The sequence below is a fragment of the Pseudarthrobacter sp. NPDC058196 genome (genome assembly GCF_042882685.1).
Lineage (GTDB): Bacteria > Actinomycetota > Actinomycetes > Actinomycetales > Micrococcaceae > Arthrobacter.
Window position 1 is genome coordinate 75,358 of sequence record NZ_JBHVVN010000005.1, and the last position, 14,286, is coordinate 89,643.

Consider the following 14,286-nt stretch of genomic DNA (forward strand, 5'->3'; position numbering starts at 1 on the left):
GCAGCTACCCCCCTTGTGCCCGCCGGGCACGCCAGAACTTTCCCCGGACGCGACGACGCGCCCGCCTAGTCAGGAGGACCCCATGGGCCACAAAGTAGCCCTCAGCTTCGAAGATGGCGTTACCAAAGTCATCAAGGTCGGCGACTATGAGACCGTCATGGACGCGGCCTACAAAGCGCGGATCAACATTCCGTCGGACTGCCGCGACGGCGCGTGCGGCACCTGCAAGGCGTTCTGTGATTCCGGATCCTTCGACCCGGGCGACTTCATCGACGACGCCATGACGGAGGAGGAACTCGAAAAGGGCTACCTGCTCACCTGCCAGGCCGTGCCGGAGTCCGACCTCGCCATCCAGATCCCGGCGACGTCCGAATCGGCGAAGACGGCAGCCGCCACCTTCACCTCCACCATCAAGGAGCTCAACCGGCACACCGACACCACCGTGTCCTTCACCCTTGAGGTGGATAACCGCGACGCGCTGGCCTTCCTCCCCGGACAGTACGTCAACCTCAAGGTCCCCGGCACCGACGCCGAGCGCTCCTACTCCTTCAGCAGCGGCCCCGAGGTCCAGGACGCGTCCTTCATGGTCCGGGTAACTCCGCAGGGCGCCATGTCCGAGTACCTGCGCGACCGCGCCGGGGTAGGCGACGCCATCGACTTCACCGGCCCGTACGGATCCTTTTTCCTGCGCGAGCCCAAGCGGCCCCTGCTGCTCCTGGCCGGCGGCACCGGGCTGGCCCCGCTCCTGTCCATCCTGGAAAAGCTCGCCGAAAACCCCCCCTCCAGCCCGGTCCACCTGATCTACGGGCTCACCCGCGAGGCGGACATCGTCGGCCTGGACTGGCTCCGCGCCTACGAAGCGAAGCTGCCCGGCTTCACCTGGGACTACATCGCCTCCGAGCCCGGCACCTCCGCCCCGCACACCGGCTACGTCACCCAGATCATCGAACCGAAGCACCTCAACGAGGGCGACGTGGACATCTACCTCTGCGGCCCGCCGCCCATGGTCAATGCCGTCTCCAAATGGCTGGACACCGAAGGCATCAAGCCCGCCAACTTCTACTTCGAACGGTTCGCGCCGAAGGAAACCACCGGAGGCGACGCCGAAACGGGCGCCCCGGCTCCGATTGAGAAAATCCAAGCCGACGGCGACACCATGACACGCGGCGAAGCCGTGTCCTCGCTGGAGACCGGCCGGCTGGATTTCCGCAAGGAGGACAGCTTCGCCCAGCTGGACGCCCGCATGGGCCTGGAGCTTGCGGTCAGCGAACTGCTGCTGGGACGGCTCAGCGAGGAGCAGCTGCGCCAGTTCCGCCGCCTGGCCGAAGCCACCACCGGTTCGGTGCAAGACGGGAACATCACCGATCCCGACGGGTTTGCGCGCACCAACGAGGAATTCCACGAGTACCTCTTCATGATCTGCGACAACCCGATGCTCCTGGAGTCCTACCGCCGCCTGGACGTCCACGCCCAGATGGCCGCGGCCTTCGAAGCCGGCACGCCGATCTTCGAGCGCGTCACGCAGGACCACCTCGACGTCGTCGACGCCTTTGAACGCGGAGACAAAGCCAGGCTGCGCGAAATCATCATGGCCCATGCCCAGGATGCCAAGGGGACCATGGTCGGGGCCATCGACGCCAAGGCCGCACACTGATGGCTGCTCCGTACGCCGGGCAATACGTGACCCCGGGCAGGTTCGGCGGCAAGGTCGCTGTCGTCACCGGTGCCGCCCAGGGGATCGGCCAGAAGGTGGCCGAACGCATCGGCGCCGAGGGCGGCGCCGTGGTCCTGGTGGACCGCGCGGACCTGGTGCACGACGTTGCCCGCAGCATCGACCAGGCCGCCAAAGCCTCTGGCTCTGGTGGCTCGGCCACATCCGTCACCGCGGACCTGGAAACCTTCGCCGGCGCCACCCAGGCCATCAAGGCCGCACTCGCGGCCCACGGCCGCGTGGACGTGCTGGTCAACAACGTGGGCGGCACCATCTGGGCCCGCCCCTACCAGGAGTACGACGAGGACAAGATCGAGAAGGAAATCCGCCGCTCGCTCTTCCCCACGCTCTGGACCTGCCGGGCGGTCCTGCCGGCCATGATGGAGCAGGGCTCCGGCACGATCGTGAACGTCTCCTCGGTAGCCACCAGGGGAATGCACCGGGTCCCCTATGCCGCGGCGAAGGGTGGCGTGAACGCCCTGACCCAGTCGCTGGCCATGGAGGTGGCCGGGCACGGCATCCGGGTGGTGGCCACCGCCCCGGGCGGCACGGAAGCGCCGCCGCGGAAGGTCAAGCGCGGGCCGGAGGCCGAATCCGCCACCGAGAAGGACTGGTACCAAACCATTGTTGACCAGACGGTGGACTCCTCGTTCCTGAAGCGCTACGGCACCCTGGACGAGCAGGCGGCGCCCATCGTGTTCCTTGCCTCGGACGAGGCGTCCTACCTGACCGGCAGCATCCTCCCGGTGGCCGGCGGCGACCTGGGGTAGGGCAGGTGCTGGACGCGCGGCACCAAGGGCGCCCGGGCCGCTCCGGTAGGATTGCGGCCATGACAGCGGGCTCCACCCAGGGCGAAATCGCGGAGGACTTCCCGCTGGCGGGCCGGGTGGCGGCGTTCGAACAGCTGCTGGACATCCTCCGCACCGTCCGCAAGGGCAAGGTGGGAACCGTCGTCCTGTCGGGGCCGTCGGGGTCCGGCAAAACCGCGCTCCTGGAACTCTTCCTGGACCACTGCCGGACGGCCGCCCGTGGCGTCCGCGTGCTGTCCGCCATGGGGGACGACTGGGAGGCGCAGTTCGCCCTGGCCGGCTACTCCCAGCTGATGCGGACCCTTCCGCTTCGGACGGCAAAGAATTACGACGGCGGCGCCGCCCTGGCGCCGGGGCCCGTCGCCTCCCTGACCCCGGACCAGGTGGTCAACTACGCCTCCACCCTCAGCACCCATCTCGAAGGCCTGCAGACGCACGGCAGCGTGGTGGTCGCCGTCGACGACGTCCACAAGCTCGACGAGGAGAGCCTGCGCATCCTCACCTTCGTCATGCGCAGGCTGCACGACAAGCGGGTCCTGTTCCTGCTGACCCTCAACCCCGTGGACGCTCCCCGTGTCCCCGCCGGCGTGCTCGATTTCCTTACCGGCCACCAGGTGGTCCGCATTCCGCTGGAACCCCTCTCGCCCCAGCAGGTCCAGGACGTGGCACGGAGCCTGTTCGGCCTGGACCTCAGCGCGACGGCGGCCCATGGGCTGGTGACGCACACCGGCGGGATAGCCCGGTCCATCGTGGAGCTGCTCCGTGAGCTGCCCCCGGAGACCTGGCAGTCGTGGTTCCCTTCCCTGCCGCCTACTTCCCGGGTACGCGCCAGGGTCCGGAGCGTCCTGGCGGCCGCGTCCCCCGCCCTGGTGGCCGCCGCGGAAGCCACCTCGGTGCTCGGCCCCGGCGCGGGCCTGGCTGAGGTGGCCAGGGTGGGCGGCCTGGAATCTGTCATGCCGGCACTGGATGAGGGGCACCGCGCCGGGCTGCTGGGACTGTCCGTGGACCAGTCCCGCTCCGCCGTCGCTTTCCTGGAGCCCGGCACCGCGGAAGCCGTTTACGAACAGATCGTCCCCAGCCGGCGCATTGCCCTGCACCGGAAGGCCGCCGAGGTTGTCCAGTCCGAGGGCGAACAGTTGGGCCACCGGGTTGCAGCCACCCCGGCCGCAGACGAAACCCTGGCGGCCGAACTGGAAGAGTTCGCGCGGCGGCAGGCGACGGTGGGCGCATGGCAGGATGCCTCCACCGCGCTGTTCTCCGCCTCGCGGCTGTCTCCCGATATCCGCGCCCGGAACCTCCGGCTCCTGAAAGCCGTTGACGCCCTGGTGGGCTCCGGCAACGTGGCCCAGGCGCAGGCCTGGGCCGGGGCGGTGGATGCCCTGCCGCCGTCGCCCCTGCGCTCCTCGGTGCTGGGGTACCTGTCCACGGTGTCAGGCCAGAACGACAGCGCCGAAAGCCAGCTGGAGATGGCCTGGCGGACCAGCAATCCGCAGCATGAACCCGTAGCGGCAGCACAGGTGGCCCAGCGCTTCGTGCTCCACGGGGTGGCGTCCTGGGACGGTCCGATGATCACCGGCTGGGCCGAACGCGCCATGGCCCTGACGGAACCCGGAACGCCCGCGCACATCGAGTCGGAAGCCATCTACGGCCTGGGCCTGTACGCCCAGGGCCGGATAGCCGACGCCGAGGCCTCCTACCAGCGGGCCTCCGCCCAGGCGGCCGAGAATGCCCAGAAGCAGCGGGTCCAGATGGGCGCCGGCTGGCTGGCCCTGCGGCTGGACAACGCCGAATCCGCGCTGGTGAATTTTGAGTCGGCCGCCCCCACCGAGTACCGCGGGGGATCGCTGCGGATTTCCCTGTGGGCCGAGGCATGGCTGGCCCGTACCCACCTTGTGCTGGGCAACTGGGACGCGGCCGCCGCCACCATCTCCCGGGCCAGCGTACGGCTGGAGACCTCGCGGATGCCGCTGATCCGGCCGCTGCTGTATTGGACGGCCGCCGAGCTGTGGTCCATGCGGGGCGACTGGGACCGGGCACGGTACTACGTCTCGCAGGCAGCGGTGCAGCCGGGAACCTACCGGGCCATGCAGGTCCCCGCCAGCCTGGCACGCGCCCGCTTCCACGAGGCACGGGCGGACTACGAAAGTGCCCTGGCCGCCCTGCAGCCACTGACCGAACTGGACCCCTGGACCGATCAGAGGGTGTCCTTCTGGCCGTGGCAGGACACCTACGTCAACGCGCTGGTCATGACGGACAAGCTCGATGCCGCCGATACGTTCCTTACCGCGTTCGAGGGAGTGCACCGCGAGCGGGAAGTCCCCTCCGACCTGGCCCGCGTGGCGTGGGCCAGGGGCCGGCTGCTGGCCGCGCAGGGGGACCCGGACACGGCAAGGGAGTACTTCGAGGCGGCGCTGGGACACCTCCGCGGGCTCAACCGCCCCTATCTGCGGGCGCGGATCAGTTTCGCGTTCGGGCAAAGCATGCGCCGGGCCGGAAAGCGCCGGCTGGCGTCATCGGTGCTGCGCGCGGCGCGGGACCTGTACGACACCCTCGGCGCGGCCACCTATGTGGAACGGTGCGACCGAGAGCTGAAGGCCACCGGCCTGGACGTCGGGAACCTGCCCGACCCGGCGGACCCGGTGCTTTCTTCGGTAGGGAGCCACCATCAACAGCTCACCGCCCAGGAACAGGCCGTGGCCGAGCTGGTGGCCGCCGGGGCAACCAACAAGGAAGCGGCCCGGGCCCTGTTCCTGGCCGAAAAGACGGTGCAGTACCACCTCACGCGGCTGTACCGGAAGATGGGAATCCGGTCGCGCAGCGAACTTGCGGCCGCGTTCCGGGCCAAGGACTGACGCGGCTACTTCACGTCTGAGGGGTGCTTGGCCAGCGGGACCACGGTGATGTCCATGTACGGGAACAGGGGAAGGTCTTGCAGGATCCCGTGGAGCTCGTCGTTCGATTCGACGTCGAAGATGGAGTAGTTGGCGTATTCGCCCACCACCCGCCAGATTTCGGGCCATTTGCCGGACCGCTGCAGTTCCTGGGAGTAGGCCTTCTCCTTGGCCTTGATTCCGGCGGCTTCTTCGGCGGGCATGCCGGCGGGCAGGTTGACGTCCATGTGGACCAGGTACTTCATGGTGACCTCTCGGTGGAAGGGACGGGTGTCAGTCGGTGCGGTAGCGGGCGAGCTTGTCGTCGTCCACGTCGGTGCCCGCGCCGGGACCTTCGGGAACGTGGATCCGGCCGCCCGTGATGGCCAGCGGCTGGGCCAGCAGGTCATCGGTCATATCAAGGTAGTTGGACAGCTCTGCCGCACGCTTGGCGGTGTGGGCGAAGGCTGCTCCGAACACCACGGAGGCCGCGGTGCCCACCTGCGTGTCGATCTGGTTGCCGATGTAGACGTCGATGCCCATGCCCTCGGCCATGCCAACAATCTTGGCGGCTTCGGTGAAGCCGGACCGGGCGGTCTTGACGGACAGCAGGTTGGCCCCGCCGGTGAGGATTTCGCGGGCAGCTTCGCCCAGGTTGGCGGCGGATTCGTCCGCGGCAATGGGGATGGGGGAATTGGTAACCAGGCGGCGGCGGCCTAGGACTTCCCGGGCGTCGTCCGGTTCCTCAAGGAACTGCAGCCCGAGATCGGCAGTGCGGCGCAGCACCTCGGCGGCCTCGTTGGCTGTCCAGCCGCGGTTGGCGTCCATGTACAGTTCGGCGTCCTCGCCCAGGCCCTCCCGCAGCACTTTGGCGGCCTCGATGTCCAGGTTCAGCGGGCGGCGGCCGGTCTTCAGCTTGAAGGTGTTGATGCCGTAGGTTTCCCGGAACTCCACGGCCAAGGCCAGGAGCTCCTTGGCGGGTTTGAATCCGAGCATGTGGGAGACGCGGAGCGAGTCGGTGTAGCCGCCCAGCAGCTTGGTCACGGGCTGCCCCAGGGCCTTGCCGATGACGTCCCACACGGCAATGTCCACCGCGCCCTTGGCCGTCTGGTTGTGGATGGTCCGCGCCATCACGGCCTGGATCTTTTCCCGGTCAAAGACGTCAATGCCCACCAGCTGCGGGGCGAAGACATCCTGCACCACCGCCACGATGGACTTTTGCGTCTCACCGTAGGTGTACGGGCGGGGCGGGGTGTCCGCGGTTCCCATGACGCCGTCATCGGTGTGGACGCGGACCAGGACGTGGTCGGCCTCGTGCACGGAGCCGGAGGCGAAATGGAGCGGATGGCGGTACGGGATCGAGTAGGGGATCGCCTCGATGGCTGCGATCTTCATGATGGGAGGGGCCTTTCATCAGCGGGAGCGGGGGTGCCGGCGGGAGCGGAGGAGTCAGCGGTGGCCGTGGCCACGATGTCCAGGAAGTTTTGCAACAGCGCCGAGCGTTGGCCGCGCAGCCAGGCGACAGCGAGTTCCACCGGGGGAACGTTGTCAATCTCCCGGTACGCGACGCCGTCGAGCTGGAAGGCACGCACGCTGGACGGCATGACGGCGACGCCGCCGCCCGCGGCCACGAACGCCAGCATTGTGGATGTTTCCCCCACCACTTGGGTGATCCGGGGCTGGAAGCCTGCCTGGCGGCAGAGGTCCGAGGTAATGCGGTTCAGCACGGACTCCGGTGAGTAGGCGATGAAGTCCTGGTCCTGCAGTTCGTGCATGGCCACGGGGCGGTCCACCGCCAGGGCGCTGAAGGAGGGAAGCGCGACGACGAGCGGCTCCTGGGTGACGACGCGGTAGTCGATCTCCTCGGACGCAACGGGGGGACGCAGCAGAGCCGCGTCCAGGGTCCCGTTCCGCAGCCCCGCCTCCATGGAGGGCGTCAGCATCTCTCCGTTCAGCGCCAGCGACAGGCCGGGAAGGACCTGTTTGGTGAGCCGCGCGATCCGCGGCATGACGCCATAGGTCGCCGAGCCCGAGAACCCCACCCGGAGGACGCCGGTGGCACCTTTGCCCACCTGGTAGACATCCGCCCGGAGCGTCTCGACGTCGTTGACGATCTGGCGGCCGCGGTCCAGCAGGAGCTGGCCCGCCGCCGTCAGGTCCACCCGGCGCGTGGTGCGGTTGAGGAGCTGGACACCCAGCTGGTCCTCCAGCTGGCGGATCTGCTGCGACAAGGGTGGCTGCGCCATGTGCAGGCGCCTTGCCGCCCTGCCGAAGTGGCGCTCCTCCGCTACCGCAATGAAGTAGTTCAGCTGCCGGATCTCCATTGCGGTGCCACCTCTTGAGCCATTCGGGGTGAAGCGCGGTGCGGCCTCATTGATTCATAGAATAACCATAAAGGTGAGAACTAAGATACTTTTTCGACGTAATCTTGCTGCTCTTCCGCCGCGGGCTTGGCTTCCACCAGCTGGTGCTGGCGCGGTACCAGGATGGTGACGGCGCCGCCGAGCAGGGCCACCGCTCCGTAAATGTAGAAGGCTGTTGCCCCGCCGATCCCCGCCGCGGCCAGCCAGCCACCGATGATCGGACCCAGCACCCCGCCCAGCCGGCCCACGCTGGCGCACCAGGCAACGCCGGCGGCGCGGGCATTGGTGGTGAAGTAGTTGGACTGGAAACCGTAAATCAGTACCTGGGTGCCCAGGGTTCCCACCCCTGCGGTGGCGATGAAGGTGAAGAGCAGCGGCAACGGGAAGCTGAAGGTCATCAGTCCCAGGGAGATGGTGGCCAGGGCAAACGTGGCAGCAATGACCCGCTGCGGTCCGTTCCGATCGGCCATCCGGGAGGCGACCAGTCCGCCCACCACGGCACCGAGGTTCAGGGCCAGCGGGAAAAAGAGGGCGTAGGTCCGGCCGTAGCCGTAGCCTTCCATAATCTTGGGCAGCCAGGTGTTGAGCCCGTAGGTCAGGAGGAGTCCGCAGAAGGACATCAGTCCCAGCAGGATGGATGCCGCGGCGAACTGGCGGGAGAAGACGGCGGCGAACCCGGACTTCCGCGGGGCGGCGCCGGCCTCCCGGATTACCTGCTCTTCGGCGAGAGGCACCCCGGTGCGCCAGGCAGCGGCCAGGGCTTCCTCTTCCCGGCCCCGGGCCAGCAGCCACCGCGGGGATTCCGGAAGCTTCCGCCATGCAATGGGCAGGATGACCAGGAGGGGCAGGGCTCCGATGATGAAGAGGCCGCGCCAACCGATGCTGTCCAGGAATGCGATGCCCAGGACGGACGCCAGCACGCCGCCCGCGGGGACCCCGGAGTAGACGATCGCGTTGTAGAACTGCCGCCTTCCCGAGGGTGCGAATTCCGCCATCGTAGCGCCGGCGCTGGCGATGACGACGCCCAGGCCCAAGCCCGTGGCGAACCGGAGGGCGCCGAAGGCGGTGACGTCCGTGGCGAGGGCGGTGGCGAACATGCCCAGGGAGAACCAGGCGATGCCGGCAAGCATGAGCCGGCGGCGGCCGAAGAAATCACCAACGGCGCCGCAGGCCAGCGACCCCACCAGCACACCGATCAGGGCCCAGGATCCGAGGAGCCCGGCGGTGGCCGCATCGAAATGACCGATTTGGCCCGCGTCCGCGAGAAGTCCCGGAAGGACGGTGCCGTAGACCACCAGGTCGTAGCCATCAAATAGGAGGGCAGCGCAGATGACGAAGGCCACCCAGTTGGCTGTCCGGGTCTCCTTTCCCGGGTTTCCGGAGATTGTGGATTGGGGGTGCGGCAGCGTCATGGCGCAGGTCCTTTCAGGGGGCGGGTATGGAGGCGCCGCAGCATTCGGATGGATCCGCGCCGGGCCTCGGCAACCCAGCCTGACAGGCATTGTGACGCACGGCATATGAGGGAAATGCCCGGTTTCACGCCGGGGGTGCATTGTTCCGTTTCCGCATATCAAAGGGGCTGTATTTGCGATGGATCCGGCGGGAACAGGCCAAATGCGCCCGGCGGTAGTGGCTTGCTGGCGGCGGTGGCAGGGACGGTCTTAGTCCATACGCGGCCGGTATGAACCAGTCGGACCGTAACCATGGCCGGGGTCATGGCGCCGCGGTTAGGCTGGCGGAATGATCAATCCAGCACGGCTGCACTCAGACCTCTCCCGCCTGGGCCGGGAGACGGATATGTTCCTGGCCACCGTCTCCTCCTTGTCCGATGAAGAGCTGGCTGCTCCTTCGCTGTGCGAAGGGTGGACCCGTGCCCACGTCATCGCCCACGTCGCATCCAGCGGACGCGCCCTGGTGGGGTTGATCGACTGGGCCACCTCCGGGGAGGAACAACAGCTGTACGCGTCCCCTGAAGCGCGCTCGCAGGCCATTGCCGCCCTTGCGGCCCTGCCACGGGAGGAACTCCTGGCTGAAGTGCGGGACTCGGCCGCCGCTTTCGCCGGTGAAGCCCAGCGGTTGACCGGGGATCTTGTGGCACCGGAAGTAAAGGTGGGTGGCCGGGGGCTGCCGGCCACGTCCATTGTGGCGTTGCGGATTGCCGAGGTGGTGGTGCACCACCACGACCTGGACACCGCGTGGACCATCGAGGAGGCCGACCCCGATTCGCTGTTGAACGCCATTGAGGCCGTGGTACGTGCCATGCGGGCCAAGGGCGCGCCGGGGATGACGCTGGTTACCGAGGAACGCGACGAGTGGGTGATCGGTGACGGCGGCCTGCGGGTTGAGTCGGACCGGGAGGGCCTCCTGAAATGGCTGGCACGCGGGGACGCCGAAGATGTTGAGGCGGCAGGCCCGGTGCCCGTGCTGCCGGCCTGGTAAAGCAAAAGAAGAATCCCCGCCGGGCACCAGCGGACTGCTGGGGACACCCGGCGGGGATTCCTTCGTCGGCAGGCCGCCTACTTCTTGGGCAGGCCCGCCGGGTTCAGTTCGGACTTCTGGATGGCCTCGGAGGAGAGGCCCCAGCGGTCCAGGATCTTGGCGTAGGTGCCATCCTCGATCAAGTGGTTCAGCGCAGCCTGGGCGGCAACCGCCAGGCCGTTGCCCTTCTTGGTGGTGAAGGCGATCTGCGCCGTCAGCGGCCAGCCGCCGTTCAACGTGCCCACCTGCTTGGTCTTCCCGTCCTGCGCGGACTTGTACGCCGCAGCGGCGTTGGGACCGAAGGTCAGGTCCGCACGTCCGGACTGGAGAGCCAGGCTTGAGGCGGAATCGTCGTCGTAATACTGGAACTGGACCGGCGCCAGGCCGTTCTTCTTGTTCTCCTCGTCCCACCGCACCAGGATCGCTTCCTGGTTGGTGCCCGAGCCCACGATGATCCGCTTGCCCGCCACATCCTTGGCTTCCTTGACCTCCCCAATGGTGGAGTCGCTCTTGGCGTAGAAGCCCAGCAGGTCGTTGCGGTAGGTGGCGAAGTCGAACTTTTCCTTGCGCGCTTCGGTGACGGTCACGTTGGACAGCACGGCCTCGTACTTGGAAGATTCGATGCCCAGCGGCCAGTCCGCCCAGGCGACGGGCAGGACCTCGACGTCCAGTCCCAGGGCCCCGCCCACGGCGTAGGCGATGTCCACCTCGCTGCCGATCAGGGTCTTGTTGTCCGTGGCGAACAGGCTCAACGGCGCCGCGCCGCCAGTGGTCACCACGGTGAGCTTGCCGTCGGCCTTGACTGCCTCAGGTACCAGGGCCGCTGCCGCGGCGTCCTTGGTCACCGGGAAGCGGTCCTGCTGCGGTGACAGGTTGAAGGTCTTGCCCGCGGCGCTGGCGGTGGATGACGACGACGGTGCTGTCGCCGCCGAGGCGCCCGGATCGGCGCAGGCGGACAGCCCCAGCAGCGCTGCGACGGTGAGCGCCACGACGGCGGACGGCTTGGGTTTGATGGCCAATGGTTCCTCCTTGGAGGTGGGTGGGGATACAGCGGAATGTGCGCGTTGCAGCAACTATCCGGCAGCCCCGCCGGGGGAACCAAAGGCCGCGAAACCCGGAGATACAGGGAGTAACGGCGGTTAACCGGAGGACCGCGGCGGTCACATTCCGGGCCGCTCCCGGCGCCCGCGGCACGCACCTTCGAGGCGCCCGCGGCACGCAAAAAAGGGGACCAGTCCACTGCGAACTGGTCCCCTCGTTTGTTGCCCCAGGGTTGGCGCCGGGTCCTTAGGACAGCGCGGCCAGGACTTCCTTGGCCACGGCCTCGCTGGACTGCGGGTTCTGCCCGGTGATGAGGTTGCCGTCCCGCACCACGTTGGAAGACCAGGCGGCCCCGTTCTCCACCACGGCACCCTTGTCCTTGAGCGCGTCCTCCACCAGCCACGGGGTGTTCTCGCCGGTGCCGCCGCCGAGTTCTTCCTCGTTGGTGAAGACCGTCAGGCGCCGGCCCTTGAAAGCGAACCCGCCGTCGTCGTCCGTTGCACTGAGCAGCCCGGCCGGGCCATGGCAGAACGGTGCGATGACCTTCCCGTCCTTGTTGGCTGCCACCAGCAGGCGGCCCAGGTCGGCGTCCTTGAACAGGTCGGCCATGGGGCCGTGGCCGCCGGGCATCACCACGGCGTCATAGCCGTTGATGTCGACGTCGGCGAGGACCAGCGGGTGCGCCAGCTCGCCGTCGATCTTGGCCAGGTAGTCACGGAAGCCCTGCGCGCGGTCCTCGCCGCCCGCCGATTCGGGGGCCAGGCTCACCTGGTCCACCGTTGGCTTCCGGCCGCCGGGGGTTGCGATGTGGACGGTGTTCCCGGCCTCGGTCAGCACCTGGTGGGATACCACCAGCTCCTCCGCCCAGTAGCCGGTGGGGTGTTCGCTGCCGTCCTTCATGGTGAGGGAATCGGCGGCCGAGACGACCATCAGGATGTTTGCCATGGTGTTTCTCCTGTCGTTGGGTTTCTACTTACCGGCGGCTTCGAGCTCGGCGTATGTCTCGTCGTCGAGCGTGATGCCGGCGGCGGCCATGTTTTCTTCGAGGTGGGGCACGGAACCGGTGCCGGGGATGGGCATCATCACCGGGGAGCGGCGCAGCAGCCAGGCGAGGGCCACCTGGGAGGTGGTGGCACCGAGGCGCTTGGCGGCTTCATCCAGCGGTCCGCCCGGCTTGGCGAGCTCGCCCGCGGAAATGGGCGCCCACGGGATGAAGCCGATGCCGTTCTCCTCCGAGTACCGCAGCACGTCCTCCGAGGACCGGTCGGTCAGGTTGTAGCGGTTCTGGACCGTGGAGACGGTGAAGTGCTTTCCGGCTGCCTCCAGCTCCGCCACGCTCACCTGCGACAAGCCCAGGGCGCGGACCTTGCCCTCGTCCTGCAGTTCGCGCAGCACACCGAACTGCTCCTCGGCGTCCACCTTGGGGTCGATCCGGTGCAGCTGCAGCAGGTCCAGGGTGTCCACCTTCAGCTTCCGCAGGCTCAGTTCCGTCTGCTGGCGCAGGTATTCAGGACGCCCCACCGGGATCCACTTGTTGGGCCCGGTGCGGGTGAAGCCCACCTTGGTGGCAACCTTGAGGCCTGCCTTGTACGGGTGCAGGGCCTCCGCGATGATTTCCTCGCTGATGTTGGGGCCGTAGGAGTCGGCGGTGTCGATGAAATCCACGCCGAGCTCGACGGCGCGGCGCACCACGGCCACGGCGGCGGCGCGGTCGGCGGGCTCGCCCCACACCCCGTCGCCGACGATGCGCATGGCACCAAACCCGAGCCGGTGCACGGTTCCCAGGTCCTTGAGGTCGATCGTTGCGGACAGTTCCAGCTGCTTCGTTGAATCTTGGCTCATAGGGGCGGCAACATCATCAGCGTGCTGAGTATTCCGCAGCTCACAGAAATAAGCCGGGGCCCGCCGTCGTTATCCATTGAGTGCCCGCCGCTATCCGGCCGGCACACCCTACGAAACGTTTTTTTGAAAGGCCGGCACCTGACGTGACTCTTCCCCTCTCCATCCTTGACCTGGCAACCATCGGCAAAGGCCAGACGGCGGCGGAGAGCTTCGCGGGCAGCGTGGCCATGGCGCAGAGCGCGGAGAAGCTCGGATACCGGCGGGTCTGGTACGCGGAGCACCACAACATGTCCTCCATCGCCTCCTCCGCCACCAGCGTGCTGATCGCCCACGTGGCCGCCCACACCGAAAGCATCCGGCTGGGCGCCGGCGGCATCATGCTGCCCAACCACTCGCCGCTCACCATCGCGGAGCAGTTCGGAACCCTCGAAACCCTGCACCCCGGCCGGATCGACCTGGGCCTGGGGCGGGCACCGGGCAGTGACCAGAACACCATGCGCGCCCTGCGCCGGGACCCCATGTCCGCGGACAGCTTCCCGCAGGACGTCCTGGAACTGCAGGGCTACCTGACCGGCCCCACCCGCATCCAGGGCGTCGAGGCCACCCCGGGCAAGGGAACCAACGTGCCGCTGTACATCCTGGGCTCGTCCCTGTTCGGTGCCCGCCTCGCCGCGCAGCTGGGCCTCCCGTACGCGTTCGCCTCGCACTTTGCCCCCGCCGCCCTTCAGGACGCCGTGGCCATCTACCGCCGCGAGTTCAAGCCTTCCGCACAGCTGGACGCGCCGCACGTGATCGCCGGCGTCAACGTGATCGCCGCCGACTCCGCCGCCGAGGCCCAGGCCATGTTCCAGGCCACCAAACGCGCCCGCGTCTCGCTGTTCTTCGGCGGGGGCCGGGAGTTCACCGACGACGAGGCGGACATGGTCCTGGACTCCCCGCAAGGACAGCACGTCGCCCAGATGATGCGCTACTCCGCCGTGGGGACCCCGGACGCAGTGGTGGACTACCTGGCCGATTTCGGCAAGCACGCCGACGCCGACGAACTCATCGTGGCGCACCAGAGCACCGGCACCGAGGCGCGGCTGCGCTCCGTCGAGCTGCTGGCCGAGGCCGCCGGACTGGCCCGGGTGGGTGCCTGAGGGTTTCGCCGCCAGCGGCCCTGTCCGCGGCTT

At 68.1% G+C, this 14,286-nt stretch carries 12 protein-coding genes; 5 read left to right on the forward strand and 7 right to left on the reverse strand.

Annotated features, from left to right (window positions below):
- Positions 1 to 82: 82 nt before the first annotated feature.
- The 3 genes from benC to ACFVVC_RS08550 are packed head-to-tail and all read left to right on the forward strand — an operon-like array spanning position 83 to position 5,372.
- Entirely contained in the window at positions 83 to 1,654 is a 1,572-nt protein-coding gene (benC, locus tag ACFVVC_RS08540; protein ID WP_387451335.1) for a benzoate 1,2-dioxygenase electron transfer component BenC, read from the forward strand.
- Positions 1,654 to 2,481, forward strand: coding sequence for a 1,6-dihydroxycyclohexa-2,4-diene-1-carboxylate dehydrogenase (locus tag ACFVVC_RS08545; RefSeq protein ID WP_387451338.1), 828 nt, complete (start codon positions 1,654 to 1,656; stop codon positions 2,479 to 2,481). The genes benC and ACFVVC_RS08545 overlap by 1 nt, the downstream gene beginning before the upstream one ends.
- Positions 2,482 to 2,540: 59 nt before the next feature.
- Positions 2,541 to 5,372, forward strand: coding sequence for an AAA family ATPase (locus ACFVVC_RS08550; RefSeq protein ID WP_387451341.1), 2,832 nt, complete (start codon positions 2,541 to 2,543; stop codon positions 5,370 to 5,372).
- A gap of 5 nt (positions 5,373 to 5,377) precedes the next feature.
- Here ACFVVC_RS08550 and catC read toward each other — a convergent pair whose 3' ends face one another.
- The 4 genes from catC to ACFVVC_RS08570 form a co-directional block, all read right to left on the reverse strand.
- Positions 5,378 to 5,656, reverse strand: coding sequence for a muconolactone Delta-isomerase (gene catC, locus ACFVVC_RS08555; RefSeq protein ID WP_141159042.1), 279 nt, complete (start codon positions 5,654 to 5,656; stop codon positions 5,378 to 5,380).
- Between the two features lie 28 nt (positions 5,657 to 5,684).
- Positions 5,685 to 6,785 (reverse strand): mandelate racemase/muconate lactonizing enzyme family protein, encoded by a 1,101-nt coding sequence (locus ACFVVC_RS08560; RefSeq protein ID WP_387451344.1) that lies wholly within the window; start codon positions 6,783 to 6,785, stop codon positions 5,685 to 5,687.
- Entirely contained in the window at positions 6,782 to 7,714 is a 933-nt protein-coding gene (locus ACFVVC_RS08565; RefSeq protein ID WP_387451347.1) for a LysR substrate-binding domain-containing protein, read from the reverse strand. Before ACFVVC_RS08565 ends, ACFVVC_RS08560 begins: the two co-directional genes overlap by 4 nt.
- Positions 7,715 to 7,794: 80 nt before the next feature.
- Positions 7,795 to 9,165 carry an MFS transporter gene (locus ACFVVC_RS08570; protein WP_387451350.1) on the reverse strand — a complete coding sequence of 457 codons (1,371 nt, stop codon included), beginning with the start codon at positions 9,163 to 9,165 and terminating at the stop codon, positions 7,795 to 7,797.
- Between the two features lie 328 nt (positions 9,166 to 9,493).
- Between ACFVVC_RS08570 and ACFVVC_RS08575 the strand changes: the two genes are divergently transcribed.
- Complete coding sequence (locus ACFVVC_RS08575) at positions 9,494 to 10,192, forward strand: maleylpyruvate isomerase family mycothiol-dependent enzyme (protein WP_387451353.1); 699 nt, start codon at positions 9,494 to 9,496, stop codon at positions 10,190 to 10,192.
- A 77-nt stretch (positions 10,193 to 10,269) separates the two neighbouring features.
- On the opposite strand, the gene ACFVVC_RS08580 is transcribed toward ACFVVC_RS08575, so the two are convergent.
- From ACFVVC_RS08580 to ACFVVC_RS08590, 3 genes are all read right to left on the reverse strand, one after another.
- Positions 10,270 to 11,250, reverse strand: coding sequence for an ABC transporter substrate-binding protein (locus ACFVVC_RS08580; RefSeq protein WP_387451356.1), 981 nt, complete (start codon positions 11,248 to 11,250; stop codon positions 10,270 to 10,272).
- A 268-nt stretch (positions 11,251 to 11,518) separates the two neighbouring features.
- On the reverse strand, positions 11,519 to 12,217 hold the full coding sequence (locus tag ACFVVC_RS08585; RefSeq protein ID WP_387451358.1) for a type 1 glutamine amidotransferase domain-containing protein: 699 nt from the start codon (positions 12,215 to 12,217) through the stop codon (positions 11,519 to 11,521).
- 24 nt (positions 12,218 to 12,241) lie between these two features.
- The gene (locus tag ACFVVC_RS08590; RefSeq protein ID WP_387451361.1) at positions 12,242 to 13,114 is read right to left on the reverse strand and encodes an aldo/keto reductase; all 873 of its coding nucleotides are present in this window, start codon (positions 13,112 to 13,114) and stop codon (positions 12,242 to 12,244) included.
- Positions 13,115 to 13,257: 143 nt separating this feature from the next.
- Between ACFVVC_RS08590 and ACFVVC_RS08595 the strand changes: the two genes are divergently transcribed.
- Positions 13,258 to 14,253, forward strand: coding sequence for an LLM class flavin-dependent oxidoreductase (locus ACFVVC_RS08595; RefSeq protein ID WP_387451364.1), 996 nt, complete (start codon positions 13,258 to 13,260; stop codon positions 14,251 to 14,253).
- The last annotated feature ends 33 nt before the right edge of the window (positions 14,254 to 14,286 follow it).